The organism is Limosilactobacillus fastidiosus, assembly GCF_014145505.1.
GTDB lineage: Bacteria > Bacillota > Bacilli > Lactobacillales > Lactobacillaceae > Limosilactobacillus > Limosilactobacillus fastidiosus.
The window spans coordinates 25,227-47,177 of the sequence record NZ_JACIUZ010000028.1 but is presented as its reverse complement, the minus strand read 5'-3'; the positions used below and the strand labels follow the sequence as shown (position 1 = coordinate 47,177).

The 21,951-nt window shown below is 38.8% G+C and carries 23 protein-coding genes and 1 tRNA gene; 4 read left to right on the top strand and 20 right to left on the bottom strand.

Features of this window, described 5'->3' with window-relative positions; translation table 11 throughout:
• The 15 genes from gadC to H5R64_RS03685 all read right to left on the bottom strand — a co-directional run bounded on the left by gadC (position 1) and on the right by H5R64_RS03685 (position 13,654).
• Entirely contained in the window at positions 1 to 1,521 is a 1,521-nt protein-coding gene (gene gadC / locus H5R64_RS03755; protein WP_182581059.1) for a glutamate:gamma-aminobutyrate antiporter, read from the bottom strand.
• Positions 1,522 to 1,782: 261 nt separating this feature from the next.
• Positions 1,783 to 1,857, bottom strand: a tRNA-His gene (locus H5R64_RS03750).
• 106 nt (positions 1,858 to 1,963) lie between these two features.
• Positions 1,964 to 2,656 carry a 50S ribosomal protein L1 gene (gene rplA / locus H5R64_RS03745; protein ID WP_182581295.1) on the bottom strand — a complete coding sequence of 231 codons (693 nt, stop codon included), beginning with the start codon at positions 2,654 to 2,656 and terminating at the stop codon, positions 1,964 to 1,966.
• Positions 2,657 to 2,750: 94 nt separating this feature from the next.
• A complete protein-coding gene (rplK, locus tag H5R64_RS03740; RefSeq protein ID WP_003717526.1) occupies positions 2,751 to 3,176 on the bottom strand; it encodes a 50S ribosomal protein L11 in 426 nt (141 codons plus the stop codon).
• A gap of 209 nt (positions 3,177 to 3,385) precedes the next feature.
• Positions 3,386 to 3,931: a transcription termination/antitermination protein NusG gene (gene nusG / locus H5R64_RS03735; protein ID WP_182581296.1), complete on the bottom strand. Its 546-nt coding sequence runs from the start codon at positions 3,929 to 3,931 to the stop codon at positions 3,386 to 3,388.
• Positions 3,932 to 4,038: 107 nt separating this feature from the next.
• Positions 4,039 to 4,215: a preprotein translocase subunit SecE gene (gene secE, locus H5R64_RS03730; protein ID WP_003717524.1), complete on the bottom strand. Its 177-nt coding sequence runs from the start codon at positions 4,213 to 4,215 to the stop codon at positions 4,039 to 4,041.
• 16 nt (positions 4,216 to 4,231) lie between these two features.
• A complete protein-coding gene (gene rpmG / locus H5R64_RS03725) occupies positions 4,232 to 4,381 on the bottom strand; it encodes a 50S ribosomal protein L33 (RefSeq protein ID WP_182582872.1) in 150 nt (49 codons plus the stop codon).
• 158 nt (positions 4,382 to 4,539) lie between these two features.
• Positions 4,540 to 5,106 carry a sigma-70 family RNA polymerase sigma factor gene (locus H5R64_RS03720; protein WP_182581298.1) on the bottom strand — a complete coding sequence of 189 codons (567 nt, stop codon included), beginning with the start codon at positions 5,104 to 5,106 and terminating at the stop codon, positions 4,540 to 4,542.
• A 554-nt stretch (positions 5,107 to 5,660) separates the two neighbouring features.
• The gene (gene rlmB, locus H5R64_RS03715) at positions 5,661 to 6,407 is read right to left on the bottom strand and encodes a 23S rRNA (guanosine(2251)-2'-O)-methyltransferase RlmB (protein ID WP_182581299.1); all 747 of its coding nucleotides are present in this window, start codon (positions 6,405 to 6,407) and stop codon (positions 5,661 to 5,663) included.
• The gene (locus H5R64_RS03710) at positions 6,397 to 6,810 is read right to left on the bottom strand and encodes a Mini-ribonuclease 3 (RefSeq protein ID WP_182581300.1); all 414 of its coding nucleotides are present in this window, start codon (positions 6,808 to 6,810) and stop codon (positions 6,397 to 6,399) included. The genes rlmB and H5R64_RS03710 overlap by 11 nt, the downstream gene beginning before the upstream one ends.
• A 15-nt stretch (positions 6,811 to 6,825) precedes the next feature.
• Positions 6,826 to 8,244 (bottom strand): cysteine--tRNA ligase, encoded by a 1,419-nt coding sequence (cysS, locus tag H5R64_RS03705; protein ID WP_182581301.1) that lies wholly within the window; start codon positions 8,242 to 8,244, stop codon positions 6,826 to 6,828.
• A gap of 370 nt (positions 8,245 to 8,614) precedes the next feature.
• A complete protein-coding gene (locus H5R64_RS03700) occupies positions 8,615 to 10,273 on the bottom strand; it encodes a formate--tetrahydrofolate ligase (protein ID WP_182581302.1) in 1,659 nt (552 codons plus the stop codon).
• A gap of 111 nt (positions 10,274 to 10,384) precedes the next feature.
• Entirely contained in the window at positions 10,385 to 11,545 is a 1,161-nt protein-coding gene (locus H5R64_RS03695; RefSeq protein WP_182581303.1) for a PIN/TRAM domain-containing protein, read from the bottom strand.
• Between the two features lie 20 nt (positions 11,546 to 11,565).
• Positions 11,566 to 12,945 (bottom strand): DNA repair protein RadA, encoded by a 1,380-nt coding sequence (gene radA, locus H5R64_RS03690; RefSeq protein ID WP_182581304.1) that lies wholly within the window; start codon positions 12,943 to 12,945, stop codon positions 11,566 to 11,568.
• Positions 12,946 to 13,117: 172 nt separating this feature from the next.
• Positions 13,118 to 13,654: a dCTP deaminase/dUTPase family protein gene (locus tag H5R64_RS03685; protein WP_182581305.1), complete on the bottom strand. Its 537-nt coding sequence runs from the start codon at positions 13,652 to 13,654 to the stop codon at positions 13,118 to 13,120.
• A 108-nt stretch (positions 13,655 to 13,762) separates the two neighbouring features.
• Here H5R64_RS03685 and H5R64_RS03680 point away from each other — a divergent pair, with 108 nt between their 5' ends.
• A complete protein-coding gene (locus H5R64_RS03680) occupies positions 13,763 to 14,056 on the top strand; it encodes a GNAT family N-acetyltransferase (RefSeq protein WP_182581306.1) in 294 nt (97 codons plus the stop codon).
• Between the two features lie 18 nt (positions 14,057 to 14,074).
• Positions 14,075 to 14,767 carry a ribose-5-phosphate isomerase RpiA gene (gene rpiA, locus H5R64_RS03675; RefSeq protein WP_182582870.1) on the top strand — a complete coding sequence of 231 codons (693 nt, stop codon included), beginning with the start codon at positions 14,075 to 14,077 and terminating at the stop codon, positions 14,765 to 14,767.
• 241 nt (positions 14,768 to 15,008) lie between these two features.
• On the opposite strand, the gene H5R64_RS03670 is transcribed toward rpiA, so the two are convergent.
• From H5R64_RS03670 to H5R64_RS03660, 3 genes are all read right to left on the bottom strand, one after another.
• Positions 15,009 to 15,236 (bottom strand): type 2 periplasmic-binding domain-containing protein, encoded by a 228-nt coding sequence (locus H5R64_RS03670; protein ID WP_182581308.1) that lies wholly within the window; start codon positions 15,234 to 15,236, stop codon positions 15,009 to 15,011.
• A 171-nt stretch (positions 15,237 to 15,407) separates the two neighbouring features.
• A complete protein-coding gene (locus H5R64_RS03665) occupies positions 15,408 to 16,562 on the bottom strand; it encodes an RNA-guided endonuclease TnpB family protein (RefSeq protein ID WP_182582868.1) in 1,155 nt (384 codons plus the stop codon).
• 217 nt (positions 16,563 to 16,779) lie between these two features.
• The gene (locus tag H5R64_RS03660) at positions 16,780 to 16,902 is read right to left on the bottom strand and encodes a helix-turn-helix domain-containing protein (RefSeq protein WP_182581310.1); all 123 of its coding nucleotides are present in this window, start codon (positions 16,900 to 16,902) and stop codon (positions 16,780 to 16,782) included.
• Positions 16,903 to 17,032: 130 nt separating this feature from the next.
• Between H5R64_RS03660 and H5R64_RS03655 the strand changes: the two genes are divergently transcribed.
• A complete protein-coding gene (locus tag H5R64_RS03655; RefSeq protein WP_220476713.1) occupies positions 17,033 to 18,652 on the top strand; it encodes a malolactic enzyme in 1,620 nt (539 codons plus the stop codon).
• 134 nt (positions 18,653 to 18,786) lie between these two features.
• The gene (locus H5R64_RS03650) at positions 18,787 to 20,127 is read left to right on the top strand and encodes a C1 family peptidase (RefSeq protein WP_182582866.1); all 1,341 of its coding nucleotides are present in this window, start codon (positions 18,787 to 18,789) and stop codon (positions 20,125 to 20,127) included.
• 262 nt (positions 20,128 to 20,389) lie between these two features.
• Here H5R64_RS03650 and H5R64_RS03645 read toward each other — a convergent pair whose 3' ends face one another.
• Both H5R64_RS03645 and H5R64_RS03640 read right to left on the bottom strand, forming a co-directional pair.
• Positions 20,390 to 21,181: a transporter substrate-binding domain-containing protein gene (locus H5R64_RS03645; RefSeq protein WP_182582864.1), complete on the bottom strand. Its 792-nt coding sequence runs from the start codon at positions 21,179 to 21,181 to the stop codon at positions 20,390 to 20,392.
• A 16-nt stretch (positions 21,182 to 21,197) separates the two neighbouring features.
• Positions 21,198 to 21,947 carry an amino acid ABC transporter ATP-binding protein gene (locus tag H5R64_RS03640; protein WP_182581313.1) on the bottom strand — a complete coding sequence of 250 codons (750 nt, stop codon included), beginning with the start codon at positions 21,945 to 21,947 and terminating at the stop codon, positions 21,198 to 21,200.
• Positions 21,948 to 21,951: the final 4 nt, after the last annotated feature.

Genomic DNA, 21,951 nt, shown 5'->3' with positions numbered 1-21,951 from the left:
TTACGAATTCTTAGAATCAGTTATATGGTGTTCACCACGTGCAATGGGCGGAACAGTCGCATTAATGTCTTTAGCTAATAAGTGCTTAGGAGTACTTATCTTATGATCATGATGCTTAGAATAGAACTCGTAAATTGCGAATGGTAGTAATAAAGCAACTATAAAACTAATTATCAAAACACATAGGTAGGCACGATGTGAGCTTACCGGAAGATTGCTCGGTGGAACAAATGAAATAAAGAAGGCAAAGAGTGAAACTAACAGGCCACAAATAGCAACTATTGCCTTACATACTGTTCCTCCAGGAATCGAATAGGTTCTCTTAAGCTGCTTCTTCTTAAAGACTAAATCAAGATACCCAGTAAAGAATAAAAGATATCCAACAAGGTAAATTACAACGGTTAATGAAATAGCAACAAAGAATGAAACATTGTTACTTCCACCACCGAAAGTTAGAACACCATCCCAAATAGATACGATGATTCCTTGCGTAATAATTAATGCAACTGGAACATTGTGTTTATTAGTCTTTTGGAAAAGTGGTGGAAGAAGCCCTTGCTGAGCTGTTGCAAACAATCCACGCGATGGTCCAATGACCCAAGAACTAATTTCAGCCATTACCCCTAGCGCAATCATCAATGCAATTACCTTAACAATCCATCCAAAGTGTGCGTTAAAGTGGAGTAACAAATACTTAAATGCTTGGACAACCCCAGCACTAAGGGACAATTCACTTTGAGGAACAACTGCAGCAACAGTAAACCCACCAAAAGTATCAAGACAGATTGCTAAAATAACAAGAATGAACATTGCTAACGGATAGTTACGACGTGGATTCTTTAATTCATTAATATGAGAAGCAGATGCTTCAACACCCATATAAGCCAAAATAAATGATACAAAGACTACTAATGTGTTTAACTTTGTAAAGTTTGGCATAAATGCGCTTGGTGAAAAACTGACTTGTAGTTTAGCTCCACTAACGACATAACAAATCGCCAAAATGAATAAGATTAGTGAAGGAATTAAAATACCAATAGCAAATCCAATTTTAGCAATGTATGCCGTATATTTTGTTCCCCAAAATTGCGAGAAAGTTAGGATCCAAAATACTACTAGCACTCCGAAAAATTTGATAATTGGCTGTGAATCTAGAGCTGGCCAATCAATAACATATGAAAACGCACCGAGAATAAAGTAAATCATTGTTACAAATCCAACAGTGATCTGGAACCACTGAAAGAAGATTGCAGCGAATCCCCAGCGTCTACCTAGTGTATGAGATACCCAACTAAAGATCCCACCACCATTTTGATTCCATCCCTCAACGGTAGCCATTTCGGCTGCACATAAAGCTACTGGAAGGAACCAGAAGATTCCTCCAAGTATTAAGAAGAATACCAAGTGGAGTTTTGAGGTAGCAAAAGTAGGATACTCATAAACGGTAAGAACCATCGAGGCAGTCAGTGAGAAAAAGCCAAATAATGTTAAATTTCTCATAACTTGCTTATTATGAGCCATATTTATAACTCCTTTCAAAAGAAATGAAAGCGAGTAATTAGCGCTAATTACTATTAAGTAACTTATAAACAATATCAATTATTTACAATTATTATTATATAACTTTTTTTATTATATTAAAAACAAAAGGCATTGAATATTTCATTTCATAAAAAAATTATTTATTCATTAAAAAAGCTGAACTGCAATTTCAAAATTGCAGTTCAGCTATATACAGACTTTAGAAATGGTAAATTCTTATCTGTTATTTTAATTATTTAGGGCGGTATGTGGGATTTGAACCCACGCGTGCCGGACCCACAAACCGGTGTGTTAACCAAACTTCACCAATACCGCCATGAGACACTACAATAATGGTAACATATATTCACTAGATAATACAACAAAAAATTAAAAAAGCTTCGAGAAAATCCCGAAGCTTTCATTCTAAATTAAATCTAACTTAGAAGCTTTCCAAATCAAGTGTAACACTTGGTCCGAAAGTAGATGCGATTGAAGCATGTTGTACATAAGTACCACGTACAGAAGCTGGACGTGCCTTAACAATAATATCTTCAATAGTCTTTAAGTTTTCAACTAACTTGTTAGTATCAAATGAAGACTTACCAAATGGAACAGCAACATTACCATCACGGTCAGTCCGGTAGGTAACTTTACCAGCCTTAGATTCTTCAACTGCCTTAGCAACATCCATAGTAACTGTACCAGTCTTAGGGTTTGGCATTAAGCCCTTAGGTCCAAGAATACGACCTAAACGACCAACAACCGGCATCATATCTGGAGTTGCAATTGCAACGTCAAAGTCTAACCAACCGTCTTGGATCTTATCAGCCAAGTCAGTGTCACCAACAAAGTCAGCTCCAGCTTCCTTAGCAGCCTTAGCATTTTCACCCTTAGCGAAAACAATAACAGTTTGATCCTTACCAGTACCGTTTGGTAAAACAACGGCACCACGTAATTGTTGATCAGCTTGTTTAGTATCAACGTTTAACTTAAATGCAACTTCAACAGTTGAATCAAAGTTAGCGAAATCAATATCTTTTACTAATTGAACAGCGTCGTTAACAGCGTACTTCTTCTTGCTATCAACCTTTTTAAGCGCGTCTTGGTACTTCTTACCACGTTTTTTAGCCATCTTGTGTTTCCTCCTTGCAAATGTGGTCTAGCGGAGTTCATACCTCCCACGGGGCCCACTACTTTAATAGCGTACCCGGTCTGCTACTTAGCAATTAGTCTTCAACAGTGAAGCCCATGCTCCGTGCAGTACCTTCGATCATGCGCATAGCTGCTTCAACATCAGCGGCGTTTAGATCTTGCATCTTAGTTTCGGCGATTTCCTTAACTTGAGCCTTGGTTACAGAAGCAACCTTGTTAGTGTTAGGTTCACCGGAACCATGTTCAACACCAGCAGCCTTCTTCAATAAGACAGCAGCAGGTGGCGTCTTGGTAATAAAGTCGAATGAACGGTCCTCATAAACGGTAATAACAACTGGGATCAACATACCTTTTTGGTCTGCAGTCCGAGCGTTAAATTCCTTAGTGAAGCCCATAATGTTAATACCTGCTTGCCCAAGTGCAGGACCTACTGGTGGAGCTGGTGTAGCAGCACCGGCAGGAATTTGCAACTTGACAACGTTAGCTACTTTCTTTGCCACGAGACAAAACCTCCTTAGTCCGTGTTGTGGTCATGATGAGGCAGTAAATTTACCTCTCCCACAGTATGTCGAATAGCATACTTAGGTAAAATACCATATTTATAATAATTTTTCAAGATTTATTGAGCAAAAAGCAATCAATAATTAACCAGAAAATCATTCACCCGAAACTTACTAGTTTCTGCAAATTTTTTCTTAAACTATATCGTTTATTCTACTGTATCGATCTGGTCAAAACCAAGTTCGGCTGAGGTTTCCCGGCCAAACATTTCTACACTAACCTTTAACTTCATCTTTTCATGGTCCACTTCAGTAACCTTACCAGTTAAGTCAGCAAATGGTCCAGCAATAACCTTAACACTGTCACCAACGTTAACGTCAATGTCGTGTTGCACGGTTTGAACACCCATTCGCTTCATGATCCGGTCAACTTCTTCTGGAAGTAATGGAGTTGGCTTTGAACCACCACCGTGTGAACCTAAGAAACCAGTAACGCCTGGCGTGTTCCGCGCAATATACCATGCTTGATCAGTCATTACCATTTCTACCAAAACGTAGCCAGGAAATGTCTTTTCAACAATTTCTTTAGCTTGACCATCCTTAACTTGACGAACTTCATCTTCGGGAACAACTACCCTAAAAATGTAGTCTTGCATTCCCATTGATTGGGCACGTGATTCCAAGTTACTCTTTACTCGGTTTTCGTAACCTGAGTATGTATGTAGGACGTACCAACGTTTTTCATTTGATTCCACGATGAATCCTCCTCAATAATTTTTAAATTCAAAATAAAAAACCCCGCGGATCCCCACGAAGTTCAACTGATCCTAGTATAACAAATCTTTGGTAAATTGACTACCACTTAGACGAATAACTTCATTAAGAGTTGGATTAACCAATCAAATAATGCAAAGAATAAGACGAAGAAAAGTGTTAACGAAATAACAATGGTTGTATCACGCCGATTTTCACGGGCTGTTGGCCAAACAACCAGTTTCATTTCATGATTTACACTTTTAATAAAACGAAACAGATGCATAATTTCCTCCAGCTAATTAACGGGTTTCACGGTGAAGAGTATACTCTCCACAATGTTTACAAAACTTTTTTAATTCTAACCGTTCTTGTCGTTGAGGATTTGCGGTAATCGTATAATTGCGAACACCGCACTTGGTACATTCCAGCGCAGCTTTCTTTTGGGACATACTTTCACCTCCACATATACTTAAGGTTAGCATGTTCTAATCATCAAAACAAGTCCTGACAACTGGCCATAAGCAATAGTACTAAAATAATTAATAGGCTTTAAAACTCGAACAAGCCGAGCCTTAAAGCCTACCCTAAATTTATTAATCTCGTCTAATTACTCGCCCGCCAAAAGTTTAACTAATTTTGTTCGCGTTCGTGAAAGGGCACTTTGAACTTGTCGTTTACTACATTGCAGCTCTCGACATACTTGCTCAATTGATCTACCAGTTACAATCATTGATAAAACATCTCGTTCAAACGGTGAACTAATCCTAATAATCTCTTCGATACTTTTATGACAATAGACGATATCCTCAAGTGATGCACTTTTTCGAATCATCATTTCGTCATCATTTTCCCCAAAAGTGCCGAGTTGTTCAATTGGAATTCGTTTATTCGCCTGTCGAGCTCGGTATAAATCAAGAAGACGATTAACCAAACTCTGCTTGTAAAAACCGCTGAATTGGTGAATATCTTTTCCACTATAAGAATAGATAACTTTTAGTAAGACAAGTTGTGCCTCTTGACACCAATCTTCAAATTCAAGGTCAGGGATGTGATACCTCTGCCATAATCGCCTAACCATTGAAGAATAACAATTGAATAAAGCCATAAATTTATCCTCATTGCCGACTTGTACTTGGATGAGTAATCCGAGATCAGCTGAATGATTTTCCATCATTATTTAACCTTAACTACTTCGTTAAGGATTACCTTTCTTGAATTTGGCTCCTCCACCCATTCCTTAGATTGCATTTGCATTCATGCTGTATGGTGGTCTCCTTTTTCGTCAAGAAGGAAGCCACTTTACAGGTGATTGCCCGGTCGATGGGGTATCATCCCCATCGTCAGGAAGATTTCAGTTCTTAATACTGGTTCCTTATATTAATTCCCCAAATCTTGGTGACTAATGCCTGAAAATAATCTACCAAATTTTTATCAATTTGAATAGTCATTTCTTGTGACTCGGTGAACAACTGTTCAAATGATAGTTAGAAAAATATTTATTTAAATAAAAATTTATTTTTTTATAGAATAATTACCGTAGTTTATCAATCATAAAAAGACACCTGTCGTATCTAGATGATCAAAGTTTATTATGGGATATTTTATATTTTGAAAAAAATTTGCTTTTAACTAATTCACTTAACCTAATAAGATGAATCATTCATAGTTTTTGTTTATGATTTAATATTATTAAAAAAGGATACTGGTATATACCAGCATCCTTACTCCTTACAGTGGGTGACGAGAATTAAATCCTTGATAAATCAACAAGCTTGCAGCAACACTTGCATTTAAACTTTGAACATGGCCAACCATTGGAATTGTCAACATCTCGTCACAATTTTTCTTCAGTAACAGCGAGATTCCCTTACCTTCATTACCAATTACTAACGCAACAGCACCCTTGGCATTCCAGCGGCGATAATCAGTTCCTTTCATATCAGTTCCAAACAGCCATACTCCCCGCTCTTTTAACTCTTTTACGATCTGAACGAGGTTGGTAACCCGGGCAACGGGAACGTGTTCAATTGCTCCTGTTGATGTTTTAGCAACTACCGAGGTTAATCCAACAGACCGCCGACGAGGAATAATAATTCCATGAACTCCTGCTGCATCCGCAGTCCGGATAATTGATCCAAGGTTATGAGGATCCTCAAGTTCATCCAAGATCAAGAAAAATGGGGCCTCCTCATGCTTAGCCGCATTATCGAATAAGTCATCAATTGTGGCATAGTGGTATGCAGCAACTGCCAAAGCAACCCCCTGGTGATTTTGGTGATCACTCATTTGGTCTAGTTTAGTTTTGGGAACATTAGAAACAACTAACCGTTTTTCCTTCGCTAATTTAATAATTTGTGAAATTGCGTCAGATTTTAGTCCCGATTGGATAAAAACCTTATTAATCTCCTGATCGGATTTTAATGCCATTACTGCTGGGTGGCGTCCAATAATAAATTCACTGTTATCATTTTTCATGTTTTGTTCTCCCTGCTTCAACTTGTTGAATGCACCATTCTGCTAATTCTTCGATCCGGTCCTGCTTTCCGGCTAATTGGAGATAGCCCATCATCGCCTCAAAGCCGGTAGAAATTCGGTAAGTTAGCACAGAAGTATGTTTTGCATGAGTATGGCTATTTGCATTCCGTCCTCGTTTGAAGTAACTCCATTCATCTTCAGTTAAAATATCATCCTGCTTCATTAAGTCAATTAATGCCGCCTGTGCCTTCGCTGAAACATAATGTGTTGCCAGGTGTTGGAGCTTAGTCGGCTTTGCTAATCCCTTACTCAATAGATGTTGACGAATAAATACTTCATAAACTGCATCTCCTAAATAAGCGAGCGCAATTCCGTTTAATTGTCGATAATCTGCTTGTTCCATTAATGTCCTTCCTGTCTACTTTTTTACTCGTTTAAAACGTGTTCCCTGCGGCGTATCTTCAAGGATAATCCCTTGCTCCTTTAACTCGTCACGAATCTGATCACTCCGAGCAAAATCCTTATTTTTTCGTGCTTCGTTTCGTTCCTCAATTAATGACTGAATGTGTTCATCATTCAATTCATTATTCATTGATACTAACTTCACACCAAAAATACTAACCAATTCAGCAATCAAGTTCTTCATCTCATCAAGCTCATCCGCCTTAACTGCTTCTTGTTGACTATAAACATTCGCATACTTAATTAATTCATAAACAACAGTAATCCCGTTTTGAACATTAATGTCATCGTCCATTGCATCAATAAATTTCTGTTTAAACTCAACAAGCTTTTGACTAACTGCTGCATCAGTCCCTGCTTCAGCATCTTTTTGCCGATAAGTTAAGTTATCAAAGGCGGTTTGAATGTGATCCAAATTATTCTTAGCATCAATTAAGTTATCTTTGCTATATTGAATTGGTCGCCGGTACTGGGTAGTAGCCATAAAGAATCGTAATACTTGTGGATCAACCTCTTTAATAATGTCATGAACCGTAATAAAGTTATGCAAAGACTTACTCATTTTTTCGTTATCTTTGCCAATTGTCACAAAACCATTGTGCATCCAGTAGCGAACAAACTTTTTTCCTGTTTCTGCTTCACTTTGAGCAATTTCATTTTCGTGGTGAGGAAATTCAAGATCCTGACCACCACCATGGATATCGATTGTTTTGCCGAGATATTTCGTTGACATTACTGAACATTCAATATGCCAACCCGGCCGGCCTTTTCCCCACGGAGAATCCCAGCTGATTTCGCCCGGTTTAGCAGCTTTCCAAAGAGCAAAGTCCATTGGATCTTCTTTTTTATTAACTTCATCGGCACTAATATGCTCACTCGCACCAACTTCTAAATCATCAATTGATTGGCCCGATAGCTGCCCATAATTCTTAAACTTCCGTGCACGATAATATACATCACCATCTTTTTCGTAGGCGTACTCCTTTTCAATCAATCCCTGAACAAATTCAATAATTTCAGGGATATTTTCGGTTGCTCGGGGATGCATAGTTGCTGGCTCAATATTCAAAGCACTGGTATCTTCTATAAATGCTTGAATATACTTATCAGCTAATTGAGGAACGGTAATTCCCTGCTCGTGAGCAGCTTTGATCATCTTGTCATCGACATCAGTAAAATTAGAAACATAATTTACCTTGTATCCCTTAAACTCGAGATAACGACGAACCGTATCAAATGCAATTGCAGAACGTGCATTTCCAATATGGATATAGTTGTATACCGTCGGACCACAGACATACATGTTAACAACTCCTGGGGTTTGCGGTTTAAATTCTTCTTGTTTACGAGTCAATGTATTATATATCGTTAGCATGACTGTCTGCTCCTTTCATTCCTATATTCATAATACTAACATATCTAATTAATTGAACGTATTATTGGATCTTTTTTGATGAAAAAAGTTTTTTTACGTTATGGTCACAATTTCTTCACATTCTCCTGCTAATATATAAAACGTAGTAAAGATACTAAACTTTACTACTAATGAAACCTATTATTTTTCAATTACTCCTCCCAATAGTAACCGAAAAAATAATTTATATGAGGATACCCCAAGTCCTCATAATACTCCTAAAGAGATAGCTTTCCCAAGCTATCTCTTTTTTTATACACAGAAAGGCTTCAAAGGGGAGAAAAACTCACTTTGAAGCCTTTATTATTTTCTTTGAACAAAATTATCTAATTTAGAATAATCCCGTTATCTTACCGTTAGCATCGATCGTCATGTTAACTGCGGCTGGTACCTTAGAAAGTCCTGGCATAGTCATCATATTTCCAGAGAGGGCAACGATAAAACGAGCCCCTAACTTTGGTACAAATTCGCGAATATGGAATGTAAAGTCCACCGGTGCTCCTAGCTGACTCTGATCATCAGTAAAAGAATACTGAGTTTTGGCAATGCAGACAGGTAAATCATTCCACCCATACTTAGCAAACTGCTTTAATTGTTTCTTGGCTTTCTTGCTAAACGAAACGTCTTTTGCACCGTAGATTGACTTAGCAATCGTATTTACCTTTTCTTCAATTGAATCACTAGCCTTGTAAAGGGGCTTAAAACCACTCTTTTGTTCAGCCAAGCGAACAACTTCTTTAGCGAGATCCTGAGTACCCTGACCACCCTTAAACCAGCTATCAGCAACAACTACATTAACTCCAAGTCGCCTGCAATTATCTTCAATGAATTTGATTTCAGCATCGGTATCATTGGTAAAATGGTTAATCGCAACAATAACTGGCAAACCATAACGTTGCATGTTTTCAATATGACGTTTTAGGTTAATAATCCCCCTTTCAAGCGCAGGCAGTTGCTCTTCTTTAATTTCATCTAGACTAGCACCACCGTTATATTCAAGGGCACGAACAGTTGCAACAATCACAACAACATCTGGATTCTTTCCTAAAACGGGCCGCTTAATATCAAGGAACTTTTCAGCTCCCAAGTCCGCACCAAATCCAGCTTCTGTTACTGTGTAATCAGCCAACTTAAGTGCTGTTTGGGTAGCCAAAATACTATTACAGCCATGGGCAATATTAGCAAATGGTCCCCCATGAATAATTGTCGGAGTGTGATCAAGAGTTTGTACTAAATTAGGCTTAATTGCATCCTTTAAGAGAATTGTAATCGCATCTTCAAACCCAAGTTGGCCTACAGTTACTGGTTCACGATCGTAGGTATAGCCAACGACGATCTGACTAATCCGTTTCTTTAGATCCATTAAATCAGTAGAAAGACATAAGATCGCCATTAATTCTGATGCGGCAGTAATATCAAAGCCAGTTTGCCGCGGGATTCCTTGCATAATGCCACCGAGCCCAGTAATTACATTTCGTAATGCTCGATCATTAACGTCCTCTACACGTTTCCAAATAATTCGCCGCGGATCAAGCTTTAACTTGTTATCCCGCATAACATAATTATCAACTAGGGCTGCTAAAGTATTGTTAGCGCTAGTTAAAGCATGGAGATCTCCAGTAAAGTGCAGGTTAATATCCTCCATCGGAATTACTTGACTGTAACCCCCACCAGTCGCACCACCCTTGATTCCAAAAACAGGTCCCATTGATGGTTCCCGCATTGCGATAATCGTTTGGTGGTGCAATTGATTTAAGGCATCCCCCAAGCCAACTAAAACAGTCGATTTTCCCTCACCAGCTGGAGTGGGGTTGATTGAGGTTACCAGAATCAGTTTATGCTTCTTTCCCGGTTTCTCGGCAACTGGTAATGAAATTTTTGCCTTGTACTTCCCATATTGTTCAATATTGTCCTCCTTAAGGCCCATTTTCTCAGCAATCTTATTAATTGGTTCGAGTGTGGCTTGGTCAGCAATTTCTATGTCTGTCATTTCAACCCTCTCCCATCTATAATACGAACATTTTCCAAAAAGGCGCCGATAAAGTTAAGAAATAACTCTCGCGGTGTCTAGAATATAAAACTATGTGGCATTTGTAAATAACTATTTAGAATCTTTATCCGATTTTGTTACCTTCTTTTCTCCCTTAGAGGATTCACTATTTTTCTCGTTAATCCCTCGCCGAGAGTGAAGCGGGCGCGCAAATATCATTCGTCCCGCATCGGTTTGTAAGGCACTAGTAACTTCAACTTCGATTCGTTTGTTCATGAAATAACGGCCATCTTCAACAACAACCATCGTTCCGTCATCCAAGTAAGCAACCCCTTGCTGACGCTCAGTCCCATTCTTTACAACAACAACGTTAAGCGTTTCCCCAGGAATTACTCGCGGCCGCAACGACTTTGCAAGGTTATTAATATTCAAAACCTGGACATTTTGGAACTGAATAACTTTATTTAAATTATAGTCATTAGTCACAATTACCCCATTAACCTTCTTTGCTAACACAATTAGTTTACTATCAACCTCAGGAATATCTTCAAAATCGCCATCGTACATTTCAATGGGAACGATCTTCTCTTTACGCAGCTTATTCAAAATATCTAAACCACGTCGTCCCCGAACTCGTTTAATGTTTTCGCCCGAATCGGCAATGTATTGTAATTCGTAAAGAACAAAGTTGGGAACCAATAATGTCCCTTCCAAGAACCCCGTCTTAACCAAATCATAAATCCGCCCATCAATTAAGATGTTAGTATCCAGGATCTTGTAATGGTGGTAATTCTCATCCTTTTGGTCGATAACCTCAGTATTTAAATTTTTTGGTCGAACCCGATGTCCAGAAAGTAAATTTTTCCAATCGTCCAGCCGAGTTGTTCCAATCCGATATCCAAAATAACTAAAGGTAATCATTAACAAAATCGGTAAAACGTTATTAATAACTGGAATTCCAGTTCGCCAAAGTGGAATCGAAACTAAAACTGCAAGGACCAACCCCACAATTGTTAAGAGTGTCCCAAAAAATAGATAGACTGGACTTAACTTTGTCAGGCTCTTTTCAATCCGCACAACTAACTGTTCTGTTGGTTTAGCAAGCAGTAACGAAAGAATAAAGAAAATAAAAGCTCCCAGAATAATATCAATAAACACTAAGAGTGCATTATTTAAGTGAACCTTAACTAAGTCCCAAAATAATGGCAGGTAATAAAAACCAATTGCGGCCCCAACAACAATATATATTAATCGAATAATTTTTTTTCGCATAATCAACCCTCACTTTCAAATTAGCCTAAAGCAAGACGCAACGCTTGACGCAGAGTTGTTACCCCAATAACTTCAATTCCGGTTGGTGCTTGCCAGCCCTTTAGGTTGTTCTTGGGAACAAAGATCCGCTTAAAACCAAGCTTCTGTGCTTCAGCAACCCGCTGTTCAATTCGGTTGACCCGCCGGATTTCGCCAGTCAAGCCAACTTCACCGACAAATGCATCCGTGGCTTTGGTTCCCTTATCTCGATAACTTGACGCAATACTAATTGCAATCGCTAAGTCAATTGCGGGTTCATCTAATTTTACACCACCAGCTGCCTTAAGGTAGGCATCTTGGTTTTGTAACATCAAACTTGCTCGTTTTTCAAGAACAGCCATTATCAATGATACTCGGTTTCTATTTAAACCTGTAGCGGTTCGTTGAGCATTTCCGTAAACAGTTGGTGTGACCAACGCCTGAATTTCAACTAAAATTGGTCGAGTTCCTTCCAATGAAACCACCACAGCCGATCCATTAGCATCCTTTAACCGTTCCTCAAGAAAAATTTCTGAAGGATTCTTAACCTCAGATAGGCCATTCGTGTGCATTTCAAAGATCCCTAACTCATTAGTCGAACCAAAACGATTCTTTACCGATCTCAGTATTCGGTAAGTATGGTGAAGGTCACCTTCAAAATACAGAACGGTATCTACCATGTGCTCCAAAATTTTCGGTCCGGCAATTGCACCCCCCTTGGTAACATGACCAACTACGAATATCGTAATATTATTACTTTTGGCAATCTGCATTAACTGCGCTGTTACTTCCCGAATCTGAGAAACACTCCCAATAGCAGAAGTAACATCGGTAGCCTGCATTGTTTGAACAGAATCAATCACGACATATTCTGGTTTTAATTCTCGAATTGTATCCTTAATGCTGTCCATATTCGTTTCGGGATAAATATAAAAATCATCCGCTGCCACATCAAGTCGTTCCGCCCGCATCTTGATCTGGGTAGCACTTTCTTCTCCAGAAACATATAAAACTCGGTGGTGTTCGCTAGATAATTGACCGGAAACTTGAAGAAGAAGTGTTGATTTTCCAATCCCTGGATCCCCACCAATTAAAATCAACGACCCTGGGACAATTCCTCCACCAAGAACCCGGTTAAGTTCATTTAGATTCGTCTTTACCCGAGGTGTTTCATGACTATTAATTTCTCCAATTTTTTGTGGTTTGGCAACTAAGCCAGTTAAGGTTGTGGTTGGCCGCCGAGTAGTTGCACTTGAACTTGAAGACTGAACCTGTTCTTCAACTAACGTATTCCATTCTCCACAGTTAGGACACCTTCCCAAATACCGCGGTGAACTGTAGCCACAATTTTGACAAACATATTGCGTTTTAACTCTGGCCATTTATGCCTTCCTTTCTTCCTTAAAAATTACTTACTAACAACGATCCTGAAATAAAAGTGCGCCCTACCAATTACTTCAAAAAAAAGCATTGGACCGTTCCACCGGCAAAAATATGGGCAATTTCAGAAAAAATTGTCCGAAATTATTCCGATTTTATTTAAGATTTGCTATATTACTTTTTGGTTGAGCCAAATCCACCAACCCGCTGGGCTCGTGGTTGTTTCTCATCATCGATGGTAAGGAATGGCATAAAAATTCCTTGGCCAATTCGCTCACCCTTCTTAATGTAATAATCCGTTAAACCATAGTTAATGAGTTGGAAGAAGATTTCTCCTTCATTACTATCATTATCGTAGTAGTCAGCGTCCACTATTCCGACTCCATTTGGTAGGATTAATCGACGTTTAAATGGACCACTGGAGCGGTTTGCTAATAGCAGGAATTCATCATCTTGCATATAAGCTTTAATCCCAGTTGGTACGAGATACGGTTTAAGACATCGATCAGCATCTTTAAGTTCTTTATCAGTTAACTTTGTTTGCTGGTGGAGTTTCCAAAGGATCTTCAAAAAGTTCCCTTTCCAAATAGATGGCAGGACGAAATCTTCAGCGGCTTCAAAGTCATATCCTGCTGCATTAGCAGTTTGCCGGCTTGGTAAATGAAGCCCCTGAGCTTGCTTACTAGAAACAATCTTAAATCCGCGTTTCATTTATATCACCTAATCCTTTTTATAAACTATCTACTTATTATAAAATAGATATAGGATTTATGGTATGACTTTACCTTGAGCTAAGTAAGATTGAATGGATGTGATCAAATGGATTACAAAATTGAAGAAGATCGAATTGTCGCCAGTGATGACCAACAACCTTTTGTTGGCGAAATTAATTTCCCTAAAGTAGCGGGCGTTCTTAATCGGGTCGTTGTTGAACGAGTTTTCGTTCATCCCGATTATCGTGGTCAAGGCATCGCGGCAGAATTAGTTAACCGATTCGTTAAATATGCCACCGCACACCAACTAACAGTAAAATTAATGTGTCCTTATGCAGTCAAGCAATTTAAGGTGCATCCTGAATATCAGCAGTTATTGTTACCAGAAGATCGTTTCTAAAACCTAAGGAGGAAACTCATGAATCAAGATGAGCTAAAACAACAAGTTGGCCGTGAAGCAGTTAAATATATTCGTCCAGGAATGGTTGTCGGTCTTGGTACCGGCTCCACTGTTCACTGCTTAGTTGAGGTCCTTGGTGAACACATTAAAAATGGTGATTTAACTGATATTGTTTGTGTCACAACCTCAAATAGAACTACTCGCCAAGCTGAAAGCTTAGGAATTAAGGTTGAAGAAATTGATGATGTTGATCACATCGACCTTACTATTGATGGGGCCGATGAGATTAGTGATGATTTTCAGGGAATCAAAGGTGGCGGTGGTGCCCTTCTCTGGGAAAAGATCGTTTCTAATTACTCTGACCACGTAATGTGGATTGTTGATGAATCAAAGTTAGTTCATCACTTAGGTGCATTTCCGCTACCAGTTGAAGTAACCCCATACGGAAGTCAACACCTCTTTACTAAGCTGGCCCGTCGTGGTTACAACCCAACTTGGCGTATGCTTCCTGATAATAGTGATAAATTCCGCACGCACCAACGAAATTTCATCATTGACTTACACCTTGAAGAAATAAATGATCCATTTGCCCTTCACAAAGAATTAATTGGCATGGTTGGTTTAATTGAAGATGGTTTATTCTTAAATCAAGTCAATGATGTCCTTGTCGGAACTCAAGATGGAGCAAAGTTGCTTCATGCCCGTCAATAATATATAAGACGCAAAAATTAGTAAATGATCTTAATTTTAGGGAATGAGCCAGACCTAGTACTAGTCCGTTTTTCGGCGCAAAGCTAGGTTCTGGGAGCCCCACAAGTACAAAATGGCTCTAGCGTTCGGAAAATCCGAACGCTAGAGCCATTTTGTATTTACTGCACTATAGAAAACTTACGTCACAGCTTCTTTATTTTTTCACGAAGTTTCCTCGTGATTCTTAGTTTTCGCCTCATAATTAAGAATCGGCTAAGCTTAAATCTGCTAAACGATCATTAGGGGTGATTACTAATTTTGTTAAAAATGAAATTCCTAAATTTTCAGCAACCATGTTCTTAATAATGTGAATATCATTTGTCCGATAAATTACTTTAGGGCGAATATGGGCAAGGCAACACATTGACGGAAAGCTTGTTGGTGAATAAAGTCTACATCTGGCAATATAAAGGACCGTTTTTGAGATCACTAAATTGTACTTTCTTTCTCTAAACCAAACAGTGATGCCGACTCATAATAATATGAACTACACACCGACTAAAGTCGGTGGTTTCTGGGAACACAAAGTAGTATTTAGGATATTACATGTGTATTCATAATACCTAACTTACAGAACTTTGCTATTTACCACGGCTAGTCCCTAGCCTACGGCTTTTAATCCTTTATGCAAGATATTAACTGCCGCATTAATATCCCGATCGTGATGGGTACCACATTTAGGACAAGTCCATTCACGAATTTCTAGTGATTTCTTACCACTGTGATAGCCACATTGACTACAAATTTGACTAGTATAGTTTGGCTTAACAGTAATTAATTGTTTACCATACCACGCACATTTATATTCCAACATGGTCCTAAATTGATACCAACTCGCGTTAGCAATTGATTTAGCTAGATGATGATTCTTTTGAAGGTTCTTGGCTTTCAAATCTTCAATGACAATCACGTCATACTTTTTCACCAAATAAGTTGTTAGCTTATGCAAGTAGTCTTTTCGCTTATTTGCTATCCGTTGCTGATAGCAAGCCTTTTGTTTTCGTGCCCGTTGCCAGTTTTGATAGTCATCCAGTTCTTCTTTAACCGTTTTATGGTTATGATTCCATTGCCTTTGGGCAATCGTTGCTAAGTGTTTACGCTTGGCATATTTGCTTTGCCAAGCGAGCGCTTGTCTTTCTAACCATTTAGCATTAAAAGTACCAAACTTTTCTCCATCAGAACTAATTGCTAAATCAGCTATTCCAACATCAATGCCAACTTTTTTACCTGTTTTAGGTAGTGAGAGTGGTTCTGGCGCTTCTAACTGTAACGATAGATAATACCGACCAGTAGCATCATGGCTAACAGTATAACGTTTAATTTTACAGTTAGTTAATTGATTAGTTTTACTAGTCTTGATAATGCCTAACTTTGGCAATTTTAAGTAACGCTTAGCAACCACAGAAATCGTAGATTTTCCCGTATATGCTTGTTTAGCTGTCCGTCTACTCTTAAACCGCGGATAACCACCACGATGCTTAAATAGCATTTTAAATGCTTGATCAAGATTATGATTAACAATTTGTAAGCTTGATGAATCGCTATCCTTCAAGAACGGATATTCTTGTTTTAATTGTTTTAACAAAGCATCCATTTGATAGCCATTTATAAATTGGCTACTTGGATTGTTTTGATAGCGTTGCTTAGCCATTCCTAACATTTGATTCCAAACAAAGCGGTTATTACCAAACATTTGCCATAGTTTATTTTTTTGATTTTCGTTTGGATATAAACGAATCTTAATGCCTTTTAGCATCTTTTCACCACCTTTCCGTAGTCAAATTATAGCAAAATAAAGGCATTCATCCCATGACTAAAGTCACGGGCTTTCTGCCTTATTTATATCAGTAAACTTGCGGAACTAAGAAGCGACATACCTAGTTCTCCTCTTAATAACATTTGGAGCATTTTTTTGATCCGGCTTCAGTAACCTCTAATTTAACATGATCACGAATAAAAGGGGCTCCGTATTTTTATACTAATCGGTTAATTGCCATTGTGATAGTTAGATAACTAACATGGAAACGATCGGCAACTACTGAAAAGTTTTTATCTTTTACAAGTTCAATAAAGTATTCTAAATCTCTAATTTTCATTTTATCCTCAAAAGTAGCTCTTCATTCAGGTATATCAAATTTATTTATAGGATAGCATAAATTTGACTATATCCTAATGACCTTCCTATCATTAAGTTATACATAACCAATTAAAAGGAGATCTTTAATAATGTCAGATGCAATGTTAATTCTCAATAACCCTTTCAAGAATAAGGGAACCGCGTTTACAATCGATGAACGAAAAAAATTAGGATTGATTGGTACCTTACCACCACGAGTAAAAACAATTGAAGAACAGGAAGCCGATACTTACGCTCTTTATGAAAGTAAGACATCCCGAATTGAAAAGCGACATTTCTTAATGGAAGTCTTCAACGCTAACCGAACACTTTTCTTCTACTTAATGGAAAAACACATTGCAGAAATGATGCCAATCGTTTACGATCCGGTGATCGCTGAAGCCATTGAAAAGTATAATGAACGCTACCTTCGCCCTCAAGATGCTGTTTACCTTTCAGTTAAGCATCCCGAAGACATTAAGGAAAGCCTTCAAAACGTTAGTTGCGGTCGTGATATCCGTCTTATTGTCGTTACTGATTCTCAAGGGATCTTAGGAATCGGTGATTGGGGTGTCGATGGGGTTGACATTGCCGTTGGGAAGCTAATGGTTTACACTGCCGCTGCCGGAGTTAACCCTTCCCAAGTTCTGCCAATTTCTATTGATGCAGGAACAGATAATGAATTTCTCCTCAAAGATCCAAACTACCTTGGTGAACGGCACCACCGGATCACTGGTCAAGAATACTTTGACTTTATCGATAAGTTCGTTGATACAGTCGAAGAACTATTCCCAAAGAGTCTGCTCCACTTTGAAGACTTTGGTCGGGGAACTGCTGCACGGATTCTTGATAAGTACCAAGATAAGATCTTGACCTTTAATGATGATATTCAAGGAACCGGGATCATTGCCCTTGCCGGTGTCTTAGGCGCACTAAACATTTCTAAGGAAAAATTAGCTGATCAAAAGTTCTTAACCTTTGGTGCCGGAAGTGCCGGAATGGGAATTGCCAAGATGCTCTTTGAAGAATTAGTTCGTCAAGGAATGGATCCCGCTGAAGCCAAGAAACACTTTTACTTAGTTGATAAGCAAGGATTACTCTTTGAAGATACTGAAGGATTAACACCAAAGCAAAAGCCATTTACTCGGCAACGGGATGAATTTGCCAATGCCGATGAATTGACTAACTTGACGACAGTAGTGAAGACGATTCACCCAACTGTCATGATCGGGACTTCTACCCAACCAGGAGCTTTCACTGAAGAAATTGTTAAGGAAATGGCAGCACACACTAAACGACCAATTATCTTCCCTCTTTCTAACCCAACTAAACTTGCCGAAGCACGGGCTGCAGACCTCCTAAAGTGGACTGACGGTCGTGCATTAGTTGCAACCGGGATCCCAGTTGACGACATTGAATATAATGGTGTTACCTACAACATCGGTCAAGCAAACAATGCGTTAATTTACCCAGGAGTTGGTTTTGGGGCAATTGCAACGGAAGCAAAGCATATTAATAATGCTATGCTCGCTGCTGCTGCTCATTCACTTGTTGGCTTAGTTGATCCAACTAAGCCTGGTGCCGCTGTTCTTCCTCCTGTTAAAGATATGACTAAATTCTCCAAGACTGTCGCAATTGCAGTCGCTCAATCTGCCATTGATCAAGGTCTCTCTTCAGCTAAAGATGCTAAAAATGCTGTTGAAAAGATGACCTGGGAAGCAAAATACTAAAATAAATAGTATTCAAAAAAGACTCCTAGCTCGGTGAAATGAACTATGGAGTCATTTGTGTTTATAAGGGATTTTCTTTCCGCATTTAAATCACTATAATATTAGGTAATACTATTTAAGGAGTGTGAACTGTCGTGAGTTTTAATATTACTAATTCAGCAATTAACGATTTTCACCAGTATTATCACCAACGTAAGGAAAGTAGCGTACTTGAGAATGCCGTTACCAAAAATGGGGTTAACGCTGCTAGTTTTAATTGGCACTCAATTGCTGATAATGCTCCCCACTTTTCAATTGATTTAAAGACCGGGGATGTTGCCGACCAAAAGCAATCAGGTCGTTGCTGGATGTTTGCAGCATTAAACACGATGCGTCATGACATGCAACACCGGTTTAACTTGCCTGACAACTTCGAGTTTTCTCAATCTTACCAATTCTTCTGGGATAAGTTTGAAAAGGCAAACTACTTCTACGAAAACGTAATTAAAACTGCTAGTCTTCCTACTAGTGACCGGAAAATTGCCTGGTTAATGGAAGCCCCACAATCTGATGGTGGCCAATGGGATATGCTCTGTGCTTTAATCGAGAAGTACGGGGTAATGCCAAAATCTGCAATGCCGGAATCATTTAACTCTAACCGCTCAAACGGGATTAATTCTCTGCTCAACAATAAATTACGCCACGATGCAGTAATTTTACGAAAGATGATTAATGAAGACCACGCGGATGAAGAAGTCGTCAACGCAAAGCGGAAAGAAATGTTGAATGATGTTTACCGGATGCTTGCATATGCCTTTGGTGAACCAGCTAGCCACTTTAATTTTGAATACCGGACAAAGAAAGATAATGAATTCCACCGTGAAGAAAATATTACTCCACAAGAATTCTTCAAAAAGTATGTCGGTTGGAACCTTGATGATTACATTTCAATTATTCAAGCGCCAACTGCGGATAAGGAATATTACAAGACATACACTATCGATATGTTAGGTAACGTTGTCGGTGGGCGTCAAATTAAACACTTAAACCTTCCAATGACTGAATTCAAGCAACTAGCAATCGATCAATTGAAGGCTGGCGAAAGTGTTTGGTTTGGTTCTGACGTTGTTAAATATTCTGAAACGAAGCTCGGGATCATGGCATTAAACACCTATGATTACGCTCAATTATTTGATACGGATCTCGAAATGACTAAGGCGGATGCCCTTGACTATGGTCAAAGTATGATGGATCACGCAATGGTCCTTACTGGTGTTGACCTGGTAAATGACAAGCCAACCAAGTGGAAAGTAGAAAATTCTTGGGGACCAAAAGTCGGTACCAAGGGTTACTTCGTAATGAGCGATGCTTGGATGGACAAGTATTGCTACCAAATTGTTGTTAACAAGAAATATCTTAGTGACAAGCTAAAGAAGGCTCAGGCTCAAGAACCAATTGTCTTAAAGCCTTGGGATCCAATGGGAACGTTAGCCTAAACTAGGTAATAATTAAAATAAATTCCCCTTAGCATGCTAAGGGGAATTTATTTTTGTGTTATGCAACTTATGTCCTACTAAATAGGCTTGCTTCGCTGTGGTTTCCTCGAACTAGCGGTTCTAGGCAACTAAGTCGAAATGTGTTCACCGTGACCGCAATCTCCGCCTAAATATTCCGGACTTGATTGCAGGACAATCATCGTCCGGGATTTCTTAGTGCTCGATTGCTAATTCGTCACGGTTCACACTCTGAATCGCACTCTTATTCCGTAATATCCGCTCCGAAGTATTTTTGAGAAAGTTTTTTAATGGTACCGTCTTTTTGAAGCTTCTTGAGAGCTTGATTGTAAGAAGCTTGAATGGCCTTATCATTTTTATTGAAGAGGGCAGAGATATTTACAGGCTTTGCCTCACTAGAAACATCAATCATCTTTAATCCCTTAGTACTGTGTTTCTTACTATAAGCATACCAAGCTTCACGTGAGTTAACAGTTCCCTCAGCCCGGCCTTGTTTAATCATTGCTAACGAATTACTAAAGTCACTACTTGGCACAAGCGTACCGTGATACTTTTTTACAACATCAGCGTTATTTGTTCCAGTACCAGCAACAATCTTCTTTCCTTTAATCTGTTTCAAATCCTTAATCTTACTATCCTTAGGCAAAATCAAAGCGTACCGTGACTTAATGTAAGGAGTAGAAAAATTGTACTTTTTCGCCCGTTCTGGGGTCTGAGTAATATTATTCATCACTACATCATATTTTCCAGAACCTAAACCAGCTACTAAAGAATCCCACTTACTAGGAATAAATTTAGCTTTGAGCCCCATCTCCTTAGCAACCGCTTTTCCGAGATCAACTTCAAAACCAGTTAACTTATTGTTTTTCCGGTATGAATAAGGGGAGTAGGTTCCTTCCAACCCAATCGTGAGTTCACCTTTTTGCTTTAATTCTGAATTGACCTTTGATGAAGCAGCGTACACATTACTAATCCCGGCACTTGTTCCGAGTGTAATTGCAGCTAATGTTAACAGTACTTTTTTCCACATTTTCATTTTAATTTTCTCCTTTTTACTTTAAGTTTTCCATTGTCATTGAAGCGATAAAATTCTTGATTCGTTTACTTGAATTATCCTGAGAAAAGAATTTTTTCGGATCGCCATCATAAATAATTTCACCATTTTCCACGAAAATGATCTTATCTGCAATCTGTTTAGCAAACGCCATATTGTGAGTTACCAGAACCATCGATTGCTTTTCATGGGCCAATTGGAGAAGAACCTTCAAAACACTTAACTCTAATTCTGGATCTAGAGCAGAAGTTGGTTCATCAAGAAGAACATACCGTGGCTTCATCGCCAGTGCACGCGCAATTGCTACTCGCTGCGCTTGTCCACCTGACAATTCACTAGGATATACATCCCCATAGTCCGCTAGCCCCACCTTAGCCAATAACTCCTTAGCTACTTTAATTGCCTGCTTTTTTCCCATCTTCAAAACCTGAGTAGGCCCCTCAATGATATTTCCCAGAACCGTTTTATGTGGGAAAAGATTATAATCCTGAAAGACCATCCCGGTTTCCCGACGAACTGCTAATTTTTCTTTGTTACTTATACTTTGACTAAAATCAATCTGATGATCATTGAAATCATACTGACCACTTTCTGGTGTCACTAAAAAATTCAGTGACCGGAGGATTGTCGATTTTCCCGAACCAGATGGACCGACGAGGACGGTTACCTTCCCTATTGGAAAATCTAATGTTACATCTTTCAATACTGTTTTATCGCCGTATGTTTTGTTAATCTGAATCAATCTCATTGCA

Bases quoted from the DNA above. Each gene is read 5' to 3' on its own strand.
- gadC (WP_182581059.1), bottom strand. From the start codon at position 1,521: ATGGCTCATAATAAGCAAGTTATGAGAAATTTAACATTATTTGGCTTT.
- rplA (WP_182581295.1), bottom strand. From the start codon at position 2,656: ATGGCTAAAAAACGTGGTAAGAAGTACCAAGACGCGCTTAAAAAGGTT.
- secE (WP_003717524.1), bottom strand. From the start codon at position 4,215: ATGCATCTGTTTCGTTTTATTAAAAGTGTAAATCATGAAATGAAACTG.
- rpmG (WP_182582872.1), bottom strand. From the start codon at position 4,381: ATGTCCCAAAAGAAAGCTGCGCTGGAATGTACCAAGTGCGGTGTTCGC.
- H5R64_RS03720 (WP_182581298.1), bottom strand. From the start codon at position 5,106: ATGATGGAAAATCATTCAGCTGATCTCGGATTACTCATCCAAGTACAA.
- rlmB (WP_182581299.1), bottom strand. From the start codon at position 6,407: ATGAAAAATGATAACAGTGAATTTATTATTGGACGCCACCCAGCAGTA.
- H5R64_RS03710 (WP_182581300.1), bottom strand. From the start codon at position 6,810: ATGGAACAAGCAGATTATCGACAATTAAACGGAATTGCGCTCGCTTAT.
- cysS (WP_182581301.1), bottom strand. From the start codon at position 8,244: ATGCTAACGATATATAATACATTGACTCGTAAACAAGAAGAATTTAAA.
- H5R64_RS03700 (WP_182581302.1), bottom strand. From the start codon at position 10,273: ATGACAGACATAGAAATTGCTGACCAAGCCACACTCGAACCAATTAAT.
- H5R64_RS03695 (WP_182581303.1), bottom strand. From the start codon at position 11,545: ATGCGAAAAAAAATTATTCGATTAATATATATTGTTGTTGGGGCCGCA.
- radA (WP_182581304.1), bottom strand. From the start codon at position 12,945: ATGGCCAGAGTTAAAACGCAATATGTTTGTCAAAATTGTGGCTACAGT.
- H5R64_RS03685 (WP_182581305.1), bottom strand. From the start codon at position 13,654: ATGAAACGCGGATTTAAGATTGTTTCTAGTAAGCAAGCTCAGGGGCTT.
- H5R64_RS03680 (WP_182581306.1), top strand. From the start codon at position 13,763: ATGGATTACAAAATTGAAGAAGATCGAATTGTCGCCAGTGATGACCAA.
- rpiA (WP_182582870.1), top strand. From the start codon at position 14,075: ATGAATCAAGATGAGCTAAAACAACAAGTTGGCCGTGAAGCAGTTAAA.
- H5R64_RS03665 (WP_182582868.1), bottom strand. From the start codon at position 16,562: ATGCTAAAAGGCATTAAGATTCGTTTATATCCAAACGAAAATCAAAAA.
- H5R64_RS03660 (WP_182581310.1), bottom strand. From the start codon at position 16,902: ATGAAAATTAGAGATTTAGAATACTTTATTGAACTTGTAAAAGATAAA.
- H5R64_RS03655 (WP_220476713.1), top strand. From the start codon at position 17,033: ATGTCAGATGCAATGTTAATTCTCAATAACCCTTTCAAGAATAAGGGA.
- H5R64_RS03645 (WP_182582864.1), bottom strand. From the start codon at position 21,181: ATGAAAATGTGGAAAAAAGTACTGTTAACATTAGCTGCAATTACACTC.
- H5R64_RS03640 (WP_182581313.1), bottom strand. From the start codon at position 21,947: ATGAGATTGATTCAGATTAACAAAACATACGGCGATAAAACAGTATTG.